20 protein-coding genes, 1 tRNA gene and 1 pseudogene are annotated in these 21563 nt (G+C 64.4%); 9 read left to right on the plus strand and 13 right to left on the minus strand.

The annotated features are described in order from the left end of the window. The first annotated feature begins 33 nt into the window (after nt 1-33). Entirely contained in the window at nt 34-672 is a 639-nt protein-coding gene (locus tag ACVIGA_RS21090) for a TetR/AcrR family transcriptional regulator (RefSeq protein ID WP_223971499.1), read from the plus strand. A 201-nt stretch (nt 673-873) separates the two neighbouring features. On the opposite strand, the gene ptsN is transcribed toward ACVIGA_RS21090, so the two are convergent. The 9 genes from ptsN to ACVIGA_RS21135 form a co-directional block, all read right to left on the minus strand. Then, nucleotides 874-1335 (minus strand): PTS IIA-like nitrogen regulatory protein PtsN, encoded by a 462-nt coding sequence (gene ptsN, locus ACVIGA_RS21095; protein ID WP_029082506.1) that lies wholly within the window; start codon nt 1333-1335, stop codon nt 874-876. 231 nt (nt 1336-1566) lie between these two features. Continuing rightward, nucleotides 1567-2166 (minus strand): ribosome hibernation-promoting factor, HPF/YfiA family, encoded by a 600-nt coding sequence (gene hpf / locus ACVIGA_RS21100; protein ID WP_456667836.1) that lies wholly within the window; start codon nt 2164-2166, stop codon nt 1567-1569. Nucleotides 2167-2350: 184 nt separating this feature from the next. Next, nucleotides 2351-4006 (minus strand): RNA polymerase factor sigma-54, encoded by a 1656-nt coding sequence (gene rpoN / locus ACVIGA_RS21105; RefSeq protein ID WP_456667837.1) that lies wholly within the window; start codon nt 4004-4006, stop codon nt 2351-2353. A 90-nt stretch (nt 4007-4096) separates the two neighbouring features. After that, a complete protein-coding gene (gene lptB / locus ACVIGA_RS21110) occupies nt 4097-5083 on the minus strand; it encodes an LPS export ABC transporter ATP-binding protein (protein ID WP_223971497.1) in 987 nt (328 codons plus the stop codon). Between the two features lie 227 nt (nt 5084-5310). Next, nucleotides 5311-5982: an LptA/OstA family protein gene (locus ACVIGA_RS21115; protein ID WP_456667838.1), complete on the minus strand. Its 672-nt coding sequence runs from the start codon at nt 5980-5982 to the stop codon at nt 5311-5313. A 23-nt stretch (nt 5983-6005) separates the two neighbouring features. Then, nucleotides 6006-6737 carry an LptA/OstA family protein gene (locus ACVIGA_RS21120; protein WP_456667839.1) on the minus strand — a complete coding sequence of 244 codons (732 nt, stop codon included), beginning with the start codon at nt 6735-6737 and terminating at the stop codon, nt 6006-6008. A 5-nt stretch (nt 6738-6742) separates the two neighbouring features. Further along, nucleotides 6743-7480 (minus strand): LPS export ABC transporter periplasmic protein LptC, encoded by a 738-nt coding sequence (lptC, locus tag ACVIGA_RS21125; protein ID WP_456667840.1) that lies wholly within the window; start codon nt 7478-7480, stop codon nt 6743-6745. Between the two features lie 182 nt (nt 7481-7662). Then, the gene (locus tag ACVIGA_RS21130; protein ID WP_223971494.1) at nt 7663-8277 is read right to left on the minus strand and encodes a ribonuclease H-like domain-containing protein; all 615 of its coding nucleotides are present in this window, start codon (nt 8275-8277) and stop codon (nt 7663-7665) included. Nucleotides 8278-8502: 225 nt separating this feature from the next. Next, nucleotides 8503-11259 carry an autotransporter family protein gene (locus ACVIGA_RS21135; protein ID WP_456667841.1) on the minus strand — a complete coding sequence of 919 codons (2757 nt, stop codon included), beginning with the start codon at nt 11257-11259 and terminating at the stop codon, nt 8503-8505. 414 nt (nt 11260-11673) lie between these two features. Between ACVIGA_RS21135 and ACVIGA_RS21140 the strand changes: the two genes are divergently transcribed. After that, the gene (locus tag ACVIGA_RS21140) at nt 11674-12939 is read left to right on the plus strand and encodes an MFS transporter (RefSeq protein WP_456667842.1); all 1266 of its coding nucleotides are present in this window, start codon (nt 11674-11676) and stop codon (nt 12937-12939) included. Nucleotides 12940-13145: 206 nt separating this feature from the next. Here the strand turns inward: ACVIGA_RS21140 and ACVIGA_RS21145 are convergent. Then, nucleotides 13146-13232: transfer RNA gene (locus ACVIGA_RS21145), tRNA-Leu, on the minus strand. Nucleotides 13233-13381: 149 nt separating this feature from the next. Here ACVIGA_RS21145 and ACVIGA_RS21150 point away from each other — a divergent pair. After that, nucleotides 13382-14350 carry a complex I NDUFA9 subunit family protein gene (locus tag ACVIGA_RS21150; protein ID WP_456667843.1) on the plus strand — a complete coding sequence of 323 codons (969 nt, stop codon included), beginning with the start codon at nt 13382-13384 and terminating at the stop codon, nt 14348-14350. Nucleotides 14351-14497: 147 nt separating this feature from the next. Here the strand turns inward: ACVIGA_RS21150 and ACVIGA_RS21155 are convergent, their stop codons facing one another. Next, a complete protein-coding gene (locus tag ACVIGA_RS21155; RefSeq protein ID WP_456667844.1) occupies nt 14498-15301 on the minus strand; it encodes an undecaprenyl-diphosphate phosphatase in 804 nt (267 codons plus the stop codon). Nucleotides 15302-15563: 262 nt separating this feature from the next. Between ACVIGA_RS21155 and ACVIGA_RS21160 the strand changes: the two genes are divergently transcribed. The 3 genes and pseudogenes from ACVIGA_RS21160 (at nt 15564) to ACVIGA_RS21170 (ending at nt 18228) form a co-directional block, all read left to right on the plus strand. After that, entirely contained in the window at nt 15564-16256 is a 693-nt protein-coding gene (locus ACVIGA_RS21160) for a glutathione S-transferase family protein (protein ID WP_456667845.1), read from the plus strand. Then, complete coding sequence (gene queG / locus ACVIGA_RS21165; RefSeq protein ID WP_456667846.1) at nt 16205-17395, plus strand: tRNA epoxyqueuosine(34) reductase QueG; 1191 nt, start codon at nt 16205-16207, stop codon at nt 17393-17395. Before ACVIGA_RS21160 ends, queG begins: the two co-directional genes overlap by 52 nt. Before the next feature lie 34 nt (nt 17396-17429). Next, nucleotides 17430-18228, plus strand: a pseudogene (locus tag ACVIGA_RS21170) (acyl-CoA thioesterase domain-containing protein). Between the two features lie 143 nt (nt 18229-18371). Here ACVIGA_RS21170 and ACVIGA_RS21175 read toward each other — a convergent pair. Next, a complete protein-coding gene (locus tag ACVIGA_RS21175) occupies nt 18372-18839 on the minus strand; it encodes a nuclear transport factor 2 family protein (RefSeq protein WP_456667847.1) in 468 nt (155 codons plus the stop codon). 150 nt (nt 18840-18989) lie between these two features. Beyond that, entirely contained in the window at nt 18990-19802 is an 813-nt protein-coding gene (locus ACVIGA_RS21180) for an alpha/beta hydrolase (protein ID WP_456667848.1), read from the minus strand. 226 nt (nt 19803-20028) lie between these two features. On the opposite strand from ACVIGA_RS21180, the gene infC reads away from it, so the two are divergent. From infC to rplT, 3 genes are all read left to right on the plus strand, one after another. Continuing rightward, nucleotides 20029-20568: a translation initiation factor IF-3 gene (infC, locus tag ACVIGA_RS21185; RefSeq protein WP_223972529.1), complete on the plus strand. Its 540-nt coding sequence runs from the start codon at nt 20029-20031 to the stop codon at nt 20566-20568. A 356-nt stretch (nt 20569-20924) separates the two neighbouring features. Beyond that, nucleotides 20925-21125 carry a 50S ribosomal protein L35 gene (rpmI, locus tag ACVIGA_RS21190; protein WP_008539890.1) on the plus strand — a complete coding sequence of 67 codons (201 nt, stop codon included), beginning with the start codon at nt 20925-20927 and terminating at the stop codon, nt 21123-21125. Between the two features lie 77 nt (nt 21126-21202). Next, complete coding sequence (rplT, locus tag ACVIGA_RS21195) at nt 21203-21562, plus strand: 50S ribosomal protein L20 (protein WP_029081033.1); 360 nt, start codon at nt 21203-21205, stop codon at nt 21560-21562. The last annotated feature ends 1 nt before the right edge of the window (nt 21563 follow it).

Consider the following 21563-nt stretch of genomic DNA (forward strand, 5'->3'; position numbering starts at 1 on the left):
TTTGCTCTAGGGAAGAGACAGGAAAGGCACGAGATGGCGCGGCAAGCGACAGGAGCGGCCCAACGCGTGGCGGTGGCGGCCGAGACGCTGCGCGACGAGAAGTTCAATGCACGCCGCATCGAACTTGCAGAAGCCGCGCTGGAAACGCTCGGCGAGCTCGGCTTCGCGCGCACCAGCCTGCGCGAGATCGCGCAGAACTCCGCGTTCACGCACGGCGTGTTTCACTACTACTTCAGCGACAAGCTCGATCTGATCTGCTGCTGCGTCCGTCACTACAAGGCGAAATGCGTGACGCGCTACGACGAGGTGGTGACGACGGCACGAAGCCGCGACGAATTGACCGAAGGCTTCCTCGCCAAGCTCGCGGCGACGTTGCAGGACGAAGCCCGCATGCACCGGCTCTGGTACGATCTGCGCTCGCAGGCGATGTTCGAGCCGGCGTTTCGCAAGGACGTGCTCGAGATCGACAAGAGCCTGGAAGCAATGATCTGGCGCATCGCCACGCGCTACGCAGAACTCGGCAACAGGAAGCCGGCATCGTCTCCGGCCGCGCTCTACGCGCTGTTCGACGGCCTGTTCCAGAGCGCGCTGCTCAGGCACCTCGCCAGCGACGAGAAGGCCGTCCCCGATCTGCTCGACGAAGTCCGCCGTCTGCTGCCGACGATCTGCTGATAGAATTGCGAACGATTCGTAACCCGGATGAAGCGCAGCGAAATCCGGGATTTGCGCGGGTTGCGAGATTCTCCCCGGATTGCGCTTCGCTTCATCCGGGCTACGGCGATCGAAATGATCGTGCAGTGTCGCGCGCCATCGCCTGACGAACGAACTATGTCTTGATGATAGTTGCGCGAACGAATTCGCGAATGCGGCTGATTACGCCGCGCTCGCCGGCGGCAGCGCGAGCACCGAGTAGATCGCCTGCGCGTCGCGCGAGGCACGCAGCTTCTTGGCGACGTCCTGGTCGCGCAGCAGGCGGGCGATGCGCGCCAGCGCCTTGAGGTGATCGGCGCCGGCACCTTCCGGTGCCAGCAGCAGAAAGATCAGATCGACCGGCTGGCCATCCATCGCCTCGAAATCGATCGGGCGCTCGAGGCGAGCGAAGAAGCCGAACAGCTTTTCCAGCTTGGGCAGCTTGCCGTGCGGAATGGCGACGCCATAGCCGACCGCCGTGGTGCCGAGCTTCTCGCGTTGCAGCAGCACTTCGAACACCGCGCGTTCGTTCTGCCCGGTCAGCGCAGACGCGCGCGCCGCGAGTTCCTGCAGCGCCTGCTTCTTGCTGATGACTTTCAAAGCCGGAAGTATCGCCTCGGGTGCGACCAAATCGGTAATCGGCATTGGGGCGTTCCGAGGTGAATGAACCGTCAGGTTGCGAAATAGGCTTTACAGCGGCGGCGTCAAGAAGTTGAGGTGGGATGCGGGCTTAGCCCGGGTCCAGCTGGCAGGGCTTCTACTCCAACGTATCGGCGGTGCCAACACCTGCGAACCCTGTTCCGCCCCCTTATTGCTGGAGGCGGCGGACCATAAGCAGGGCTGGCTTCGGACGTCAATGCCATGGGCCAACTATCCTCAGGGGCTCACCGCCGGCGGGTCGACCCAGCCGACATTGCCGTCCGTACGGCGGTATATGATGTTCAACCGGCCGCTGCCGCCATGCTGGAATACCAGGCAGGAGGCGCCGGTCAGATCGAGCTCCATGACGGCTTCGCTGACCGACAGCCGCTTCAGCGCAGTGGTTGCCTCGGCAATGATCACGGGGCTGTATTCGGTGACCTCGTCCTCGTTCTCGGGCGCCTCGATGATGTAACTCGGCGCGTCGAGTCCGACACCGTTCAATTCGGCAAACGCAGCGTTTGCGGTGTAGGTCTTGCGGGCGGAGCGGTCCTTGAGCCGGCTCTTGTAGCGGCGCAGGCGCTTCTCGATCATCAAGAGCGCGGCGTCCGCGCTGGCATAGGCGTCGGCGGCGTTGGATTCGGCTTCCAGCATGATGCCGGAATCCAGATGCAGCGAGCAGTCGGTGCGGAAACCGAAGCCATCCTTGCTCAGCGTGATGTGACCGGAATAGTTGCCATCAAAATACTTTCGCAGGACCTCGTCGGTGCGCTCGCTGACGCGCGCACGAAGCGCCTCGCCGATGCTGATGCTCTTTCCCGAGATTCGAAGGGTCATTTGATGCCTCAATTGCTGGATGCCTCGATCACTCTTGCAGGAGCATGATGTTTGCTGGGCTTCCGGTCACCTCCCTGCTGGACGACGCTTCGCCAGGAAAGATTGAGACTATCGCGATTTGACGCGAACGCAACGAGTGCATGAACCTGCCCGTACTCGGACGGGGTCATGCTCTAGAAGTAACCTAAACGGGGGCTGTATCGCGCGAGCGGTCGGGCGAGGAGGCAGGAGCCGAAAGGGCATTACCGAGCATGCTATGTTTGTCACGGCGGCGCTGCACCGAGGATGGTATCCGCATCGCCTCGCGGTACTTCGCGACGGTGCGGCGGGCAATATCAATGCCTGAAGCGCGCAAACGTTCCACGATCGTGTCGTCGGACAGGATCGCCGACGGCGCCTCGCCGTCGATCAATTGCTTGATGTGGTGACGCACCGCTTCGGCCGAATGCGCCTCGCCGCCGTCGGCGGACGCGATCGACGCGGTGAAAAAATACTTCAATTCAAAACTGCCGCGATTGGTCGCCATGTATTTGTTGGCGGTGACGCGCGACACCGTCGATTCATGCATCTGGATCGCATCCGCCACCGCTTTCAGATTGAGCGGCCGAAGGTGCGCGACGCCATAGGTGAAGAATCCGTCCTGCTGGCGGACGATTTCGGTCGCGACCTTCAGGATGGTGCGGGCGCGCTGATCGAGCGCGCGGACCAGCCAGGTCGCGTTCTGCAGGCAGTCGGTGAAGTACGACTTGTCACCGTCCTTGCGGATCGTCTTCGACAGCTCAGAGTAATAGGTCTGGTTGACCAGCACGCGCGGCAGAGTGTCGCTGTTGAGCTCGACATGCCAGCCGCCGTCGGGGCCCGGACGCACATAGACGTCGGGCACCATGGTCTGCGTCCGCGCGGTGCCGAACTTCAGCCCGGGCTTCGGATCGAGCCGGCGGATCTCGGCGATCATGTCGGTGATGTCTTCGTCATCGACGCCGCACAGCTTTCGCAAGGCCGCGATGTCGCGCTTGGCGAGCAGATCGAGATGCTCGACCAGCGCCTGCATCGCCGGATCGTAGCGATCGAGCTCGCGCAGCTGGATCGCCAGGCACTCGCTCAGGTTTCGCGCGCAGACGCCCGGCGGATCGAACTTCTGCAGCACCGCGACGACCTCGTCGACCGCCTGCTGCGAGGCACCGAGCCGCTCGGCGGCCTGGCCGAGATCGGCCGGCAGGTAGCCGGCGTCGTCGACCAGGTCGATCAGATACTGCCCGATCATGCGCTGCGCCGGCGCCGAGAACGCCACCGCGAGCTGTTCGGCAAGGTGGTCGGCAAGCGTCAGCTCGGCGGCCACGAAGGCTTCGAGATTGTATTCGTTGTCGCTGGAGGCGCCACCGCCCCATTCGGTATAGACCGACGGAGCTGCGTCCTGCGCGGCGCGCGCAGCGGCTTCGGCCGGTTCCTCGGAGAACACGTTGTCGAGCCCGGTATCGAGCGTCTGCTCGATCTCGGCGCGGGTGCCGAGGTCGCGGTTCAGCCATTCCTCCTGCCCGGGCTCAAAGGCGGCCTCGCCGCCCGAGCCTGCGGCCATGTCGGACGCGTCGCCGTCGTCTCCATAGCTCGAGGAACCGTCGGAATCGCCGTAGTCCGGCCGCTCCATGGCCGGCTCGCCCGCCACCGGCGGTTCCGGCCCATCGGCGGCCCGATCGAGCAGCGGATTGCGCTCCAGCTCTTCCTCGACAAAGGCCGACAGATCCAGGTTCGACAGTTGCAGCAGCTTGATCGCCTGCATCAGCTGCGGCGTCATCACCAGCGACTGCGACTGGCGGAACTCTAGTCTTTGCGTCAGTGCCATGGAGGCAAGATCGATTCCAAAAATTGGCTCGATTCTTGCTTATCTTAGTCCGCTTGGGTTGTACACGGCTTGACGTATGCAAAATTTGGGCTAAAGTCGGAATTCCTCGCCAAGGTAAAGCCTGCGTACATCGGGATCGTTAACGATCTCCTCCGGGCTTCCCTCAGTCAAGATCTCGCCGGCATAGACGATATAGGCACGGTCGGTCAGGCCGAGCGTCTCGCGGACATTGTGGTCGGTGATGAGCACGCCGATGCCGCGATTGGTCAGATGACGGACGAGGTCCTGAATGTCGCCGACCGCGATCGGGTCGATGCCGGCGAACGGCTCGTCGAGCAGCATGTAATTCGGACGCGTCGCCAGCGCGCGCGCAATTTCGACGCGGCGGCGCTCGCCGCCGGACAGTGCGATCGACGGGCTCTTGCGCAGCCGCGTGATGTTGAATTCGTCGAGCAGCGAATCCAGTTCGTGCTCGCGCTTCTTCTTCGAGGGCTCGACGACCTCGAGCACCGCGCGGATGTTCTGCTCGACCGTCAGGCCGCGGAAGATCGAGGCTTCCTGCGGCAGATAACCGATGCCGAGCCGCGCGCGCTGATACATCGGCAGCTTGGTAACGTCGTGGCCGTCGAGCTCGATCGCGCCACGATCCGCCTTGATCAGGCCGGTGATCATGTAGAACACCGTGGTCTTGCCGGCGCCGTTCGGCCCGAGCAGGCCGACCGCTTCGCCGCGACGCACATAGATGCTGACGCCGCGCACGACCTGGCGGCTGCCAAAGCTCTTTTCCACGCTGTGCACAGCCAGGTAGCCCGGCCGCTTGATCAGCTGCGGCGCAGAAGCGGCGTTGTTCCTGGCTGGCCTCGCCCGCGCCGGGGCCGGCGCGGCTGCGGGTTGGGATCGCGGCAGCTCGACGGCGGGAACCGGAGCGGCACGCGCCATCGGCGGCGCGTCGCGCACCGGTGACGTCAGCATCTCGCCGAACTGGTCGTCGAGCGCCGTGATGTCGTCATGCGCGCGCGCAAATCCGGAACTGCGTTTCGCAGGGCGCCGCCGGAACATGCCGAGAAAATCCACCATCCCCGCTTCGCTTCAGCCTTTCACGGTGATCCCGCGACCTTGCCTGCGGACCGATCGATTCGCACGGCAAAGCGCGATCACCCGCGCCTTGAATGAATGGATGCCCCTGTCCCGGCCGACATAACTCCCCCTCAAAGGCACCTCGTCCGCCGGGCCGCTGGAGTAGATACAGTCTCGCCCCGCGCGCTTCAACCTCGCAGCCGCAAAATATTATCTAATGCATTGATTTATCTTGATTTTGGTGACTCGGAGGAAGCTGACGGGGGGCTTACAGGATTCGCCGCGGCTGGCGCGCGGCCGCAACTCTGGTCCTGAACCATCAGCACTTGCACCTTCCCGCTGTCGGATTCGACCCGCGAGACACCGGTCGTCATGTCGACGCGCAGGCGATCGCCGCGCACCACGTTCTGGCACTGGGTCAGCACCACACCGCCAAGCATGGTGATCAGATTGGTCCTGGTGTCGAAGATCGCAGTCTCGCCGGTCACGACCTGGTTCTTCTGGGTCACAACCACATTGCCCTTCGCCTCCAGCCGCTTGATCGAGGAACTGCCGCCCGGGCCGGGGGTCGCCGACGGCATCGGTGCGCCCTTCGTGCCTTTGGCGTTCCCTGAGGTCTCTGGCGGCTGAGCGGGTTTGCTCACGTAGAACGCGACAAGTGTCTTCGATGTCATCGTGGTGTCGCCCTGCACCACTTTCACGCTGCCCGAGAAGGTCGCTTCCTTCTTCCTGTCACGCATTTCGAGCACCGCGGACTCGATCCGGACCGGCTGGTCGCGGTTCTGCGCGAAGCCTTGCACGGCATTAGGCATAGACGCGCTGCCCTGTCCGCGGGCCCCATCGAATGCGGCGACGGCGAAGATGGCGACAGCTGCAACACGTAAAGGAAGCATCTCCATCGCCGTCCCCCAATCGCCGGCGCCTATTTCGACTTGCTGCCCGGAAGCAGTTGAAGCGGCGACGGGGCTGCAGGGGCCGTGCCGGGAGCGGCCGGCGTGCCGCAGCCGCCCTTGCCGTTCTGTCCGCCCTGCGACTGGATGAACAGGCCCTGCACCTTGCCGCTGTCGGATTCCACCCGCGAGACGCCGGTGGTCATGTCGACCAGCAGACGGTCGCCGCGCAGCACGTTCTGGCATTGGGTCAGCACCACCTGGCCGCCACCGCCGCCGAGCATGGTGATCAAATTGGTCTTGGTGTCGAAGATCGCAGTCTCGCCGGTGACGACCTGATCCTTCTGGGTGACGACGACGTTGCCCTTCGCCTCCAGCCGCTTGATCGAGGACGCGCCGCCGGGGCCGGGCGTTGCCGACTGTATCGGCGCAGCGCCCTTGGCGGCCGCGCCTTTGGTGGCGGCCGGAGCAGGCGCCGGCGTCTGGGTCGACTTATCCTCGTAGAACACGACCAGCACCTTCGAGGTCATGGTGGTGTCGCCCTGCACGACCTTCACATTGCCGGCGAAGGTCGCCTCCTTCTTCTTGTCGCGCATTTCGAGCGAGGCGGCCTCGATCTGGATCGGCTGGTCGCGGTTCTGCGAAAAGCCCTGCATGGCGTTGGGAACGCCACTCATCGAGCCCTGCGCGGACGCGGCGTCCGCCGCGAACAGCGAGAGCAGAAAGGCCGCAATTGCGATGCCGTGCGGAAAACGTCTCATCATCAAATTCATTTCGGGTTGGCGGATTTGCGCGGCTTCGGTGGCGGCGGAGGTGAGGCGGGCTCGGCGGGCGGGCTCGGATTGTTGTCGCCGAGCTTGTCCAGATTCATCACGACGTTGCCTTCGAACCGCACGAGCTCGCCGCTGTTGTAGATCCTGAGGCGGTCGGCGATCAGCGTGCCTTCGAGCAGCTTGACGTCGACATGCTCGTCCGACGACACGTTGCCCTTGTTGATGTCGACGAAGGCCTGCGTCAGCTTGGCCTCATAGCCGGTGGACGATTGCAAGAAGATATCCTGGCGCAGGTCGAGCAGCTGCTTCTTGTTGTCGAAGAAACCGGTGCGCGCATCCATCGTCACCGTCGACTGATCCTGCTGCGCCACCTTGGCGCGGATCGTCTTCAGCTCAACATGATCAGGGTCGGTGACGTCCTGGATCGCCGCCTTGGCCCACATCTCATAGGGCCGGCCGTCGGCCGAGAAGCCGGCGATATGCGGCGATTCCATCGTGATCTTGGTGCCTGACACCACGAGGTTGTCCATCTCGACCGGCAGCTTGGGGATCATTTCGCGGAATGGATTGTAGACCGAGACGAAGATGATCGAGGCCATCGACAGCCCCACCACCGCAGGCACCGCGATGCGCAGGATCCGCACCATGCGGCTGTGCCGCGCGGCGGCGGCAAAGCGCGCCTCGAGGCCCGTGACATAGCCGGGATGCTGGGCTGGATTCTGAACCGAATTCACCTGAGCTCCAGAGGCGCGAAATTGCCCCTATTCTAGCCGGAGCCGCCCCAATATGCAGCCCGGACCTCGCGTCGCGCCTCCCAAGCCGACTTCAAGGCGGACCACGCGTGAACAGTTTGGCCGAAACGGGGCGGAACCGGCCCTGCTGCGACGAATTCGGCGCCCATCAGGAACGGACGAAATCAGGAATGGGCGAAGATGTCCTCGGCCTCCCAGCCGTCGAGATCGAGTCTCGCGCGGGTTGGCAGGAAATCGAAGCAGGCTTTGGCGAGATCAGTGCGTCCCTCGCGCGCCAGCATCACATTCAACTTTTCGCGCAGTGCATGCAGATGCAGCACGTCGGAGGCGGCGTAGGCGAGCTGGGCTTCGGTGAGGCTTTGCGCACCCCAGTCGCTCGACTGCTGCTGCTTCGACAAGTCGACGTTCAGCACTTCGCGCACCAGATCCTTCAGGCCATGACGGTCGGTATAGGTACGCGACAGGCGCGAGGCGATCTTGGTGCAATACACCGGCGCCGGCATCACGCCGAACGTGTTGTAGAGCACCGCAACGTCGAACCGGGCGAAATGGAAGATCTTGGTGATCGCAGGGTTGGCGAGCAGCGCCTTCAGGTTCGGCGAGTCGGTGTGTCCCTTCGGAATCTGGATCACGTCGGCGGTGCCGTCGCCGTTCGACATCTGCACCACGCAGAGCCGGTCGCGATGCGGATGCAGTCCCATGGTCTCGGTGTCGATCGCAACGGAATCGGTGTAGCGAGTGAGATCGGGCAGGTCGCCGCGATGCAGGCGGATGGTCATGCTGTCAAAAACCTCGTCGAATCGCTCTCGGGACAAGCTATCGTTCAATTCCCCGACAGGCGAGCGTGCATCAAGCCTTGCTGCATCTCGGTATCCGAGCCCATCAAGGGCGGAGCACCGGCAACGCGAACCTCATTGTGCACGCACAGATGGTTGAGGGTTTAGCGCCATTGTGCAATGGAGACAATGGCTTGGGCACTCCACAGCGCCCACGCAAGCGCACCATTATTGCCAGCTGACGCGCAGCCCGAACCGGCCGGTGATGCCGTCACGGCGGGTACTGTCCACCGATGTCGTGTAACCCGCGCTCGCATAGGCGCTGATCGTGCGATTGAGCTGCGCGGTAACGCCGGCGCCGATCTCGACCGCGGTGCCGCGGCTTTGCACGCCGATCAGGTCGGTCGTCGCGAAGGCGATGCTGCGGTCGTTCGCGGCGGTGTGCCAGAGATTGGCCTCGAGATAGGGGCGCAGTTCGGCGGTGCCGACAATGAAGGTCGCAGGAACGCGCACGCCGAGCCGGCCGGTTAGCGTATCGGCGCTGCCGGGCGCGACGCTCGAGAAGATGTCGTTGAAGCTGTCGAAAGACTGGCGCTGCCAGATCAGTTGCGCCTGCGGCTCGATCGCGAGGAAGCGGTTCAGCGGGATCGGCACGCCGGTTTCCAGCGACGCCGCAACGCCGGTGCCCGACACGAGCGCGCCGACCTGACGATCCGACTGCGGGCTTGCACCATAGAAGCTGCCCATCAGCACGGCGTCGACGTACCAGCCGGAGGGGCCGATATGGGTCCAGTAGCCGCCGACATTCTGGCTGTCGATCGAGAGCGTGCCGGTGCGGACGTTGTTCATGCCGAGCGCGAAGCCGTTGATGCTGCCGCTGGCCCAGCCATACGCATAGAACAAGCCCGCGCGATCGTGATGCCCGGGAGCGGACTCAAAGCGCAGGATGTCGAGGCCGACCTGCACGCCGGCCATGGTGCCGTCGAAGGAGGGGCTGACCGTGCCGGCCCAGCTCTGCGCGCTGTGCGAGCCGTACGCGCGCGCCCACGCCGCCGGCTGTTCGCCGCCGCCCGTCAGCAGGGCCTGATCGCCCTGGCGCTGATGGAAGGTGCCGAGCGTCGCAAGCCCGAGCTTCTGCGCGACCTGCGGCAACGCCGAATAGACCGCGACTTCCTCGCGGTAGAGCTCGACGGGCGCAGCGCCTGCCGGCGGCGGCGTCAGCGACGACAGATCCTCCGCCGGCAGCCCTGATGGCGTCACGCCCCCGCCGAGCGCTGCCGGCGGCGCAGGCGGCGATGTGCCGGGCAACAGCTGCGAGCGCAGATACCAATTGTCGGCGCTCCCGGCAGAGACGCCGCCGCGAAACAGCAGATATTCGTGCGCGCCGGCAACGACGGCACTGGAAAGACCGAATGCACCCGGGGCCGTGGTGCCGCCATTGACGGCCTGCACCACCATGATTCCATCGGCGGTGGTCAGCGCGCCTGCGCCGCCGGCATTGGTGACGGTCACCGCGGTCAAGCCCGACGCGTTGCCGCCGGAGATGACGAGCCGATCCGACGGCGAACCGTCGCCACCGAGCACGCTGCGCAGAAAAAGGCCGCCGCCAGTGCCAACATAGTTGCCTGCTATCGTCAGGCTGTTCGCTGCGGTGGCGCCGCCATTGGTGAGGTTGATGACGCCGGCATTGGTGACGGTGACCGGCGGCCCGCCCGGAAACGATGTGATCGACGGGTTGGCGCCGTTGCCGGCCAACAGGCTGGTGCCCGCAGCGATCGAGACGTTGCCGGTCAGCGAGGTCTGCAAGGTCAGCGAGCCGCTGTTGATGAAGGTGTTGGCGAAGGTGCCGGTGCCGGCCCAGGTCCAGTCAGCGCCTTCCATCGTCAGGGTCTGGAAGCGCGCGAACGCATTGTCGACCGTGCCGCTGCCCTGCAGCCGCACCTGGTTGCCGCCGCCGCCGCCATCGGCAAGGCCTGATATCTGCGAGCCGGTCTGCAGGATCATAGTCACCGCACCGCCGCCGCCGGCGAGCGCCGTGCCGCTGTTGCCGGCGATCAGGCCGGCATTGACGATGGTGGTGGCGCCGTTGAGCGTGCGGATCGCGGGCCCGTTCTGGCTGATAATCCTGCCACCGGCGAGATTCTGGATCGTCGCCGTGAACGACGATCCCGCGGTGTTGGAGAACACGCCGTCGGCATTGACTCCGCGCGCCTCGATGGTGCCGCTGTTGCGCAGCACGCCGGCATTGCCTTGCATGAAGACGGTGTTGTTGGCGGTGCCACCCGCATCGCCGCCGGTCGTCAGCAGTGTGCCGGTGTTGGTGATGGTCACGAATTGTCCGGTGGAGAAGATCGCACGCGCACCCGCGCCGGCGGTGGTGATGGTGCCGCTATTGGTGAAGCTGTTGCTGTCGCCGGTCTGCACGTACATGCCGTGCGATTGCGGGCCCTGGGTCGTGATGGTCCCGGTATTGATCAGCGTATTGTTGCTGTGCTGCGTGAGACCGGTGATGGCAAGCCCGCGCGAGGTGCCGTTCTGCGTCGTGATCGTGCCGTGGTTGATCAGCGTGTTGCCGTTGCTGCTGGCGGCGATCGCATTGCTGCCGGCGCCTGTGGTCGTGATCACGCCCGACGTAGCATTGGTGAGGATATTGCCGTCGCCGCTGCCGAAGATTCCCGTGCCGCCGCCGCTGATGGTCAGCGTGCCGTTGTTGGTGGCGGTACTGCGGGAGACAAGGCCGATCGCGGTCGCACCGGCGCCAGGCGTGATGCCGGCGCCCGGCAGCACGTTCACGGTGACGTTCGAGCTGCCGGCTGCAGCCTGCACGCCTGCGGGCGACGGATTCGGCGCGGTGGTCGAGCAGGTCACCGTCTGACCGCTCACCGGTGCGAGACTGTCGCAGGCAGCAGACGCCTGCGAGACCGATAGAAGATAGCCGCCACCCAAAGTGTACGACAGGATCGCCGCGAGCCGCGATGACACCATGCCCTTCTCCAAACTCGGCGCGAACCCGACCCCCGGCCTCACGCCACCCGTGACCCCCTGCCCCGCTCTCAGCGTCGGCTGATCCGCTCCGTTCAAGCTTGAGACGATTTGTGACGATCTGTTGCTGGATCGCCACAGACGGAACCTTTAGCTGCATTGCTTCGATTCACATCCTTTGCGTGCATACGCTTCCATGTCCGTGATGTACAGAGCGCCCGCGTTGCAGGCCTCCCCGGCCACAACCTGGTGCGCGCTTCACCTCTCGCGAAGCCGTCCGGGCACAAATTTGCTCGCGCGATTGGCCGCTGACCGGGCCGATTCCGGTGGAACTTGTGATGTGCAGCCCCGTGAAATCGGACCAGGCGCTCCCTATTTGTTGCCAGCCCGGACTTACCCTTCAGTGAAATGAGCCTCATGTCGGAACAGACCATCGCCGCGCCGATCGACGAACCGCAGGAACGCGGCTTTTCGCGCTATCAATCGTTCCTGATCGCGCTGCTTGCGTTCACGCAATTCACCCTGATCCTCGACTTCATCATCATGTCGCCGCTCGGCGCCATCCTGATGCCGTCGCTCAACATCACAGCCGGGCAGTTCGGCGTCGCGGTCTCGGCCTACGCCTTCGCAGCCGGCATCTCCGGCATCCTCGCCGCCGGCTTTGCCGATCGCTTCGACCGCAAGCGGATGCTGCTGTTCTTCTATGTCGGCTTCACGCTCGGCACCGTGCTGTGCGCATTGGCGCAGAATTTCCATGTGCTGCTGCTCGGCCGCATCGTCACCGGCCTGTTCGGCGGGGTGATCGGCTCCGTCGTGCTCGCCATCGTCACCGACCTGTTTCCGCTGAACCTGCGCGGCCGGGTGATGGGCTTCATCCAGACCGCGTTCGCCGCGAGCCAGGTGCTCGGCGTGCCCGCCGGACTTTTCCTGGCCAATCACTGGAACTGGCACATCTGCTTCGTGGCCATCGTCGGCCTGTCGATCGCGGCGATCGCCACCATCGCGCTGGTGATGGAGCCGGTCGACGGACATCTCAAGCTGCAACACGACCGCAACCCGTTCCAGCATTTGATCTCAACCGTCGCGCAGCCGCGCTACACGCTTGCCTTTTTGGTGACGACGTTGCTGGCGACCGGCGGCTTCATGCTGATGCCGTTCGGCAGCGCCTTCACCGTGCACAATCTCGGCATCGACATCGTCCATCTGCCGACGATCTATCTGGTCTCCGGCCTGTTCAGCATCCTGATGGGGCCGCTGGTCGGCCGCGCCAGCGATGCGTTCGGCAAATATCCGACCTTCATCTTCGGCTGCGTGGTGTCGGCCATCATGGTGCTGATCTACACCCACCTCGGCCACGTCTCGCTGCTGACCGCGATCATCGTCAATGTGCTGATGTTCGTCGGCATCTTCTCGCGGATGATCCCCTCGCAAGCGCTGATGTCGGCGATCCCCGACGCCGGCCAGCGCGGTTCGTTCAGCGCGATCAGCGCGTCGGTACAGCAATTGTCGGGCGGCTTGGGCTCGGTGGCTGCCGCCGCGATCGTCGCCGAGAATCCGGACGGCTCGCTGCTGCATTTCGACCGGATCGGCTACGTCGTTATAGCGAGTTCGATGATCTCGATGATTGCGATGTATTTCGTGCAGCGGCCGATCGCCCGGCGCGCGGGGCGGCGGGTGGTGTGAGGGGCGGCGCGCGGGGCTGGCGGTGTCGTCCGCTTGATGTTGTCGATGCTGGACGGATCTCGTTAGGCAGCGGCGCAACGATCCGCGATCCGCCTACTTCTAAGATCAGTGCTGCTTGAAGCCCAAACGCCCTCGTCGGTGGCGGGTTACGGCTTCGCCTAACCAGCCCTACGAACGTTAGCGATTTCAATCGCTTAAAAAGGGGGTGGTGCCCAGGAAAGGACTCGAACCTTCACGGCCGTTAAGCCACTGGCACCTGAAGCCAGCGCGTCTACCAATTCCGCCACCTGGGCATGTGGAGCGGCTTAGTAAGGATCGGTTACGCGCTTGTCAAATTCGCGATTGAAAATTCGAATAGCCTGTACAGGATTGGGCTGATGGCGTATCGCGAGAGGCTGTAAATGCGCCCAAATCGCTCTCAAATCCGGCAGGAATGGACCTCATGGCATCGAACCTGGAAACGCTCGTCACGGTATTCGGCGGATCCGGATTTCTGGGGCGGAACGTGGTCCGGGCACTCTGCAAGCGCGATTACCGCGTGCGAGTCGCGGTGCGGCGGCCTGAACTGGCCGGCCATCTGCAGCCGCTCGGCCGCGTCGGGCAGATTCACGCCGTCCAGGCCAATGTGCGCTACCCGGCCTCGGTCGAGGCGGCGATGCGTGATTCGCATATCGCCATCAACCTGGTCGGCATCCTGGCCGAAGGCGGCGGGCAGAGCTTTGACGCCGTGCAGGTGAAGGGCGCCGAGACCATCGCCAAGGCGGCAGCCGCGAATGGCGCCGGGATGGTCCATGTCTCGGCGATCGGCGCCGATCAGGATTCGCTGTCGGGTTATTACCGCGCCAAGGCGCAAGGCGAGCAGGCGGTGCAGGCGGCCCTGCCGCAGGCCACCATCATGCGGCCGTCGCTGCTGTTCGGGCCCGAGGATCAGTTCACCAACCGCTTTGCGGCGCTGGCGCGGATGTCGCCGGTGCTGCCGCTGGTCGGCGGTGGCGTCAACAAGGTGCAGCCGGCCTATGTCGCCGACGTCGCGGACGCCGTGGCCGATGCCGTCGACGGCAAGGCGAAGCCGGGCGGCGTTTACGAGCTCGGCGGCCCGGAAGTGCTGACCATGCGCGAAGTGATGCAGATCATCCTCCAGATCACCCAGCGCGATCGCATGCTGGCGCCGCTGCCGTTCGGCCTCGCCAAGCTGCAGTCGTATGTCCTGCAATTCGCGCCGGGGCCGTTCACGCTGACCCCGGACCAGGTCGCGATGCTGCGTTCGGACAATGTGGTGTCGGATGCCGCGAAGGCCGCCGGCCTCACTTTCGCGGGCCTCGGCATCACGCCCGATTCGATGGAAGCGATCGCCCCGCAATATCTCTGGCGCTTCCGCGCCAGCGGGCAGTTCCAGAAGAAGAGCGCGTAGGCCGCTCTCTCCATCTGTCGTCCCGGCGGAGGCCGGGACCCATAGCCACAAATGTCCGCCTTGTGCGGAGCTGTGGCCCCATCTCGCGTAACCAACAAAGACTTGTGGTTATAGGTCCCGGCTTTCGCCGGGACGACGAGATAGGTCTTACCTTCCCATCGCCAGCGCGATCAGGCCGAGGGTGCCGACGATCACGCGCCACCAGGCAAAGAAGGTGAAGCCGCGGCGGGTGACGAAGTTGAGGAATGCCCGCACCACGATCATCGCGGTGATGAACGACACCACGAAGCCAACCGCGACGATACTCAGATGGTCGGTCGTCATTTCAGCGCGGTTCTTGTAGAAATCATAGGCGAACGCGCCGACCATGGTCGGGATCGCCAGGAAGAACGAGAACTCCGCGGCCGAGCGCTTGTCGGCGCCGAGCAGCATCGCAGCGACGATGCTGGCGCCGGAGCGCGACACGCCGGGGATCATCGCCAGGCACTGCGCGACGCCGATCCAGAAATACATCAGCAGCGGGAACCGGGTCGCGTCGTCCTCGTACACTTTGAGATCGAGCTGATCGACCCAGAGCAGGACGGCGCCGCCGACGATCAGCGTGAAGCAGACCACCCACGGACTGAATAGCGCTTCCTTGTATTTGCCGATGATCAGGCCGATCGCGACGGCCGGCAGGAACGCCACCAGCACGCCGATCACGAAGCGGCGGTCGTCCGGATTGGTGAACATGCCGAGCGCGACGCGCCACAATTTAGCGAAGTAGAGCACGACGATTGCGAGGATCGCGCCGAGTTGGATCAGCACGACGAAACTATCCCAGAAACTTCCATCGCCGAGACCGAAGAACCGTTTCGCGAGCAGCAGGTGGCCCGTCGAAGAGACCGGCAGGAACTCCGTGACGCCCTCGACGATGCCGAGAATCACCGCCCGCAGCATATCCGTCATCATGATCTGATCTGCCCTGTGTGGAAAACCGAATTCTTCTCGCTTATTCGCACATAGGCCGCAATCGCAAAGAATCGTCAAACAATGGGTTACCCGGCCGATTTGCTGGGCTATAGCGGTTTTGTGACCCGCACCATCTGCGGGGGTGGCGACCGGTTTGCGCGCCGACGCGACATAGGGACGAGCGGAACTGGTCCGCCCAATTCACAGGTCAGGTCACACAGGTTGATGGTTTCTTAAGCGCCACGACACTACCAAGGGCCTCATGTATACGCTGCATCACCATCCGTTCTGTCCGCATTCGCGCTTCATTCGCCTCGTGCTCGGCGAGTATGGCCTCGATCTGCGCCTGGTGGAGGAACGGGTCTGGGAGCGGCGCGAGGCGTTCCTGGCGCTCAATCCCGCGGCAAACACGCCGGTGCTGATCGCCGAGGGCTTTCCGCCGATCCCGGGTGCACCCATCATCGCCGAATATGTCGACGAGACGCATGGCCTCGATGCCGGCGAGCGGCGGCTGCTGCCGACCTCGACGGCCGAGCGCGTCGAGGTGCGCCGGCTGATGGCGTGGTTCAACGAGAAATTCTTCGAGGAAGCCTCCAACCCGCTGGTGACCGAGCGGATCTACAAGCGCTTCATGAGCGAGGACAATGGCGGCGGCCCGCCGGCGCCCGACATCATGCGCGCCGCCAAGGTCAATGTGCGCTATCATCTGAGCTATATCGGCTGGCTGGCGAAGACACGGAACTATCTCGCCGGCGACCGCCTCACCTACGCGGACCTCGCCGCCGCGGCGCATCTCTCGGCGATCGACTATCTGGGCGACGTGCCATGGAGCGAGGACGACGCAGCAAAGGCGTGGTACGCGCGGGTGAAATCCCGCCCGTCGTTCCGCCCGCTGCTCAGCGAATGGCTGGCGGGGGTGCCGGCGTCGCGCACCTATGTGGACCTCGACTTCTGAACCAGGCGGTCCGGCTCTCTCCGTCCGATCTCAAGGCGGCACTCGGGCGCGAGGCGCGCGCGCTCGGCTTCGATGCCATCGGCTTCACCACGCCTGATGCGACGCGCGAGGCCGGAAAATATTTCCTCGAGTTCCTCGGCTCCGGCGGCCATGGCGAGATGGACTGGCTCGCGGCCAATCCGGAGCGGCGCACGGACCCGCGCGTGCTGTGGGGTGGCGTGCGCTCGATCGTCATGCTCGGCGTCAACTACGGGCCCGACGACGATCCGCTGGATATTCTCGCGCGCCGGTCGCATGGCGCGATCTCGGTCTATGCGCAGGGCGACGACTACCACGACGTGATCAAGAAGCGGCTGAAGACGCTCGCGCGCTGGCTCGCCGCTGCGACCGGCGACGAGGTGAAGGTGTTCGTCGACACCGCCGCTGTGATGGAGAAGCCGCTGGCACAAGCAGCCGGCATCGGCTGGCAGGGCAAGCACACTAATCTCGTGTCGCGCGAGTTCGGCTCGTGGCTGTTTCTCGGCGCGATCTATTCCGCGACCAAGCTGCCGAGCGACGAGGGCGAAGCGGATCACTGCGGCAGCTGCCGCGCCTGCCAGGACATTTGTCCGACCGCGGCGTTTCCCGCCCCCTACAAGCTCGATGCGCGGCGCTGCATCTCGTACCTGACGATCGAAAACAAAGGTCCGATCCCGCACGAATTCCGCAAAGCGATCGACAACCGCATCTATGGCTGCGACGATTGCCTCGCGGTGTGTCCGTGGAACAAGTTCGCGATGGCGGGCCGCGAGCAGAAGCTTGCGGCGCGCGACGCGTTGCGCGCGCCTGCGCTCGCCGATCTCGCGCGGCTCGACGATGCCGCGTTTCGCGCGCTGTTCACTAAATCGCCGGTCAAACGCATCGGCCGCGACCGCTTCATCCGCAATGTGCTGATCGCGATCGGCAATTCCGGCGATGCCAACCTCGCCGCCGAAGCGCAACGCCTGCTCGACGATGCAAGCCCGTTGGTGCGCGGCGCGGCGGTGTGGGCGCTGTCGCAACTGCTCGCCCGCGACGCGTTTGCGGCACTGGCGTTACGCGCCGGCGGCGAGCCTGATATCAGCGTGCAGCAGGAGTGGCGTGCCGCAGGCACCTCTTGATTTCATCGCGCCGTTCCCGTCATGGTCGCGGGCCATGACAAACCAGCCTTTCTTCACCAGACACGGCGACGGCTTCATGCCGACGTCAGTTGCGAACGGTCCGTGGAGCCCGGAATCGATGCACGGCCGCGTCGTGATCGGCCTGCTCGGCTTCGTCATCGAGGAGCGCCACGGCTCCGACGATTTCGTCCCGGCACGGCTCACGGTCGACATGTTTCGGCTGCCCAACATCACGACGCCGGTCGAGGTGACGACGAAGGTCGTGCGCGATGGGGCTCCGCATCAAGGTGATCGAGGCCGAGTTCGTCTCCGGCGGCACCAGCATGGCGCGCGCCTCCTGCCAGTTGTTGCGCAGGACGGAAAATGCGCCCGGCAATGTGTGGTCGCCGCCGAACTGGAAGGTGCCGGCGCCCGCGGAGATTCCAAAGCCGGCCGATCCGCGGCTCGGCATGAACGGCAAGTGGGAGACGCGGCCGATCATCGGCCATATGGGTTCGCTCGGCGAGCGCAGGCTCTGGATGAGCGAAGTCCGCGAGCTCGTTGCGGGCGTCAAGATGACGCCGTTCGTCCATGTCGCGACCGGCGCGGATTTCGCCAGCCCCTTCGCCAACGCCGGCGACCAGGGCCTCGGCTACATCAACAGCGACGTCACGATCTATCTGCACCGCTTGCCGGTGAGCAACTGGATCGGCTTCGAGGTCGTCAACCATCACGCCAGCGACGGCATCGCCATCGGTGAATGCTGGCTCTATGACGAGCAGGGTCCGATCGGCACCTCCACCGTGGCCGCGCTGGCTCAGCGCAAGCCGATGAGCAATCCGCCGCCGCCGTAGGCCCTCTTCACCGTCGTCATTCCGGGGCGCGCCTCTTGGCGCGAGCCCGGAATCCATTTCTCCGTCAGCGCATGCGGTCCGATGGATTCCGGGCTCGCGCTTCGCGCGCCCCGGAATGACGACGGAGAAATCCGTCGCGCGGTTCAAGCCAAATGCCGCTTCATCTCCGGCCGCGCCCGCAGCGCGGTGCCCTGCTTGCCGACGATCTTGGCGATCCGCTCCGGCGCGAAGTTCAGGTCGACGAAGGCCGGCGCGGTGTTGGCGACCTCGTGGTACTCCGTGATCTTGCCGTCGCGCAGCCGCATGATCGCGACGCCCTCGAACATCGCCCGCGCCCCCTTGGCTTCCGGCAAGGTCGAGCGATAGCTGAACGTGTAGCGCGCGTAGAGCGTCGCGCCGTCGGAGACGGGATCGTGCATCACCCAACGGAAATCGGTCGCGGTCCGGTAGAACCAGTCGTCGATCATCTCGGCGATTCTAGCGTGGCCCTCGAACGCACCATAGAACACGTCGTGGTAGACGCCGTCCTCGGTGAAGAGACTTGCGAAGGCCTTGCCGTTGCGCTGCTCGACCGCGTCGCAGAACGCGCGCAGCATGCTTGTTGTGTTCATTGGCGTCTCCCCGGTGCTTGTGGCCCATCCTTCGAGGCTCGCCCAGCAGCGCAACTGCGCTGCAAGGCTCGCACCTCAGGATGACGTCTTTATCCGTAGCCGTCACCCTGAGGTGCGCGCGCTTGCGCGCCTCGAAGGGCGGCGGCGTGGCTAAATCTCCGCCACCGCGGCGATGATCCGCGCGATGTCCTGCGGACGCGACAGCCGGTGATCGCCGTCCTGGATCATGGTCAGCACCACGTCCTCGGCCGGCAGCCGATGCACCAGCGCAAACGCGTGCTTCCACGGCACGTCGGGATCCTGCGCGCCCTGCAGGATGCGCACCGGGCAGCCGACGTCGATCTTGCTGCCGAGCAGCAAGTGGTTGCGGCCTTCCTCGATCAGATTGCGGGTGATCGGATAGGGCGAGCCGTCGCCATATTCGGATGGCCTGAGCCACACGCCCTTGGACTCGATCTCGGCGCGGATTTCGGGCGAGAAGCCCTTCCACATCAATTCCTCGGTGAAGTCGGGCGCCGGCGCGATCAGCACGAGGCCGGCGAGCTGCGCCTTCGCGTTCCCGCGACGCATAATCTCGCGCGCCAACAGCAGCGCCATCCAACCACCCATCGAGGACCCGATCACGACCTGCGGCCCGCGGCAGAACTGCGAGAAGACCGCGACGCTCTCCTCGAGCCAGCGGCCGATCGTGCCGTCGGCAAATTCGCCGCTGGACTCGCCGTGACCGGAATAGTCGAACCTGACGCAGCTGCGGCCATGCTCGGCGGCCCATGCATCGAGCGCGATCGCCTTGGTGCCGGTCATGTCGGACTTGAAGCCGCCGAGCCAGACCAGGCCGGGCGCGCCACTTGCGCTGACGGGGCCGCCGCCCGGACGGGCGCGCACTGCGATCCGGCGTGCTCCGCGGCCCTCGCCGACCTCGATGAAGGCGGGTTCCTGCTCGGATGCGGTGGTTTGGCTCATGGTTCGGTCACTCGTGTCAGAGATCTGCTTTTCAATCGTCGCGCGGCACCGGTCAACGGCGGCAGGCCCGCCTTGCAGAGCAGATGTGCCGGCTATATGTGCCCGGCGTGGCTAAAATGCCTCGCAATTGACGGTTTTGCCGCGTAAAAGAGCGAGTTCGCTTGCCCGTCGCAGCGTCTTGCTTCAAAATATCCGCCTTCCCTTTCACAACTTTGGAGAGTTACCCATTCGCCGTCCCAATAGAGCCCCGCCCACAGTCGCAAAAGACGGGCCGCGCACCAACGATGAGATTCGCAACGCGCAGATCCAGCTGATCGATGCCGATGGTGTCAACCAGGGCACCGTCGAAACCATGGTGGCCATCAAGATGGCCATGGACGCCGGCATGGACCTCGTCGAGATTTCGCCGAATGTCAGTCCTCCGGTCTGCAAGATCATGGACTACGGCAAGTACAAATATTCCGCGCAGAAGAAGGCCGCCGAAGCTCGCAAGAAGCAGAAGGTCGTCGAAATCAAGGAGATCAAGCTCCGCCCGATGATCGACGATCACGACTATGACGTGAAGATGCGCGCGATGCAGCGCTTCTTCGAGGAAGGCGACAAGGTCAAGATCACCTTGCGCTACCGCGGTCGTGAGATGGCGCACCAGGAGATCGGCACCAAGCTCTTGGACAAGGTGAAGGCCGACGTTGCCGAGTTCGCCAAAGTCGAGCAGGACGCAAGGTTCGAAGGCCGCCAGGTCGTGATGGTGCTGGCGCCGCGCTAATTCGAATTAGTCGCTTTGCTGAAAATGGAACAGCCCGTCAGAACCTCTGGCGGGCCGTTTCTTTTCGTAGCCCGGATGGCGCCAACGGGTCGCGCGAACGCGCGCTCGATGACAGGCTCCGCGCAATCCGGGGCAGGCCGATCCGCCGCCGGTTCCCGGCCGCAAGACGTTGCAAAATGGCCGATCCTCTGTCATAAGCCGGGCCTTCGCCGCCCGGCTGAGGGCTGCCGTGGCGACGTTCAGTGCAGGTTCTTTCAATTCGGAAAAAACCATAGCACTTTCAACGCTCTAACGAGCATTTTAGCCGGCCGAACGCCTCTTTGGGCGATATTCGTGTTGGGCGACAGGAGAGCTAAATGCCCAAGTTGAAGACCAAGTCGGGCGCTAAAAAGCGCTTCAAGGTGACTGCCACTGGCAAAGTCATGCACGCCCAGCGCGGCAAGCGCCACGGCATGATCAAGCGGACGAAGAAGCAGATCCGTCAGCTGCGCGGCACCCGCGTGCTGTTCAAGACCGACGGCGACAACGTCAAGAAATACTTCTTGCCGAACGCCTGATCGCGCTCCTCCGCTTGAACCCGGCCGCGTCTCGCGCGGCGCCCCGTCACTTCTTCTAGATCTCAAGGATATCAGTCATGTCTCGCGTCAAACGCGGTGTGACCTCTCACGCCAAGCACAAGAAAGTCTTCAAGGCCGCCAAGGGCTATTACGGCCGCCGCAAGAACACCATCCGCACTGCCAAGCAGGCCGTCGAAAAGGCCGGCCAGTACGCCTTCCGCGACCGCAAGCGCAAGAAGCGCACCTTCCGCGCGCTCTGGATCCAGCGCATCAACGCCGCGGTCCGTCCGTTCGGCATGACCTACAGCGTGTTCATCAACGGCCTGTCCAAGTCGGGCGTCGTCGTCGACCGCAAGGTGCTGTCGGACCTCGCGATCCACGAGCCGGTTGCGTTCCAGGCGATCGCCGAGAAGGCCAAGGCCGCGCTGGCTGCCTGAT

The sequence above is a fragment of the Bradyrhizobium sp. USDA 3240 genome (assembly GCF_054063295.1).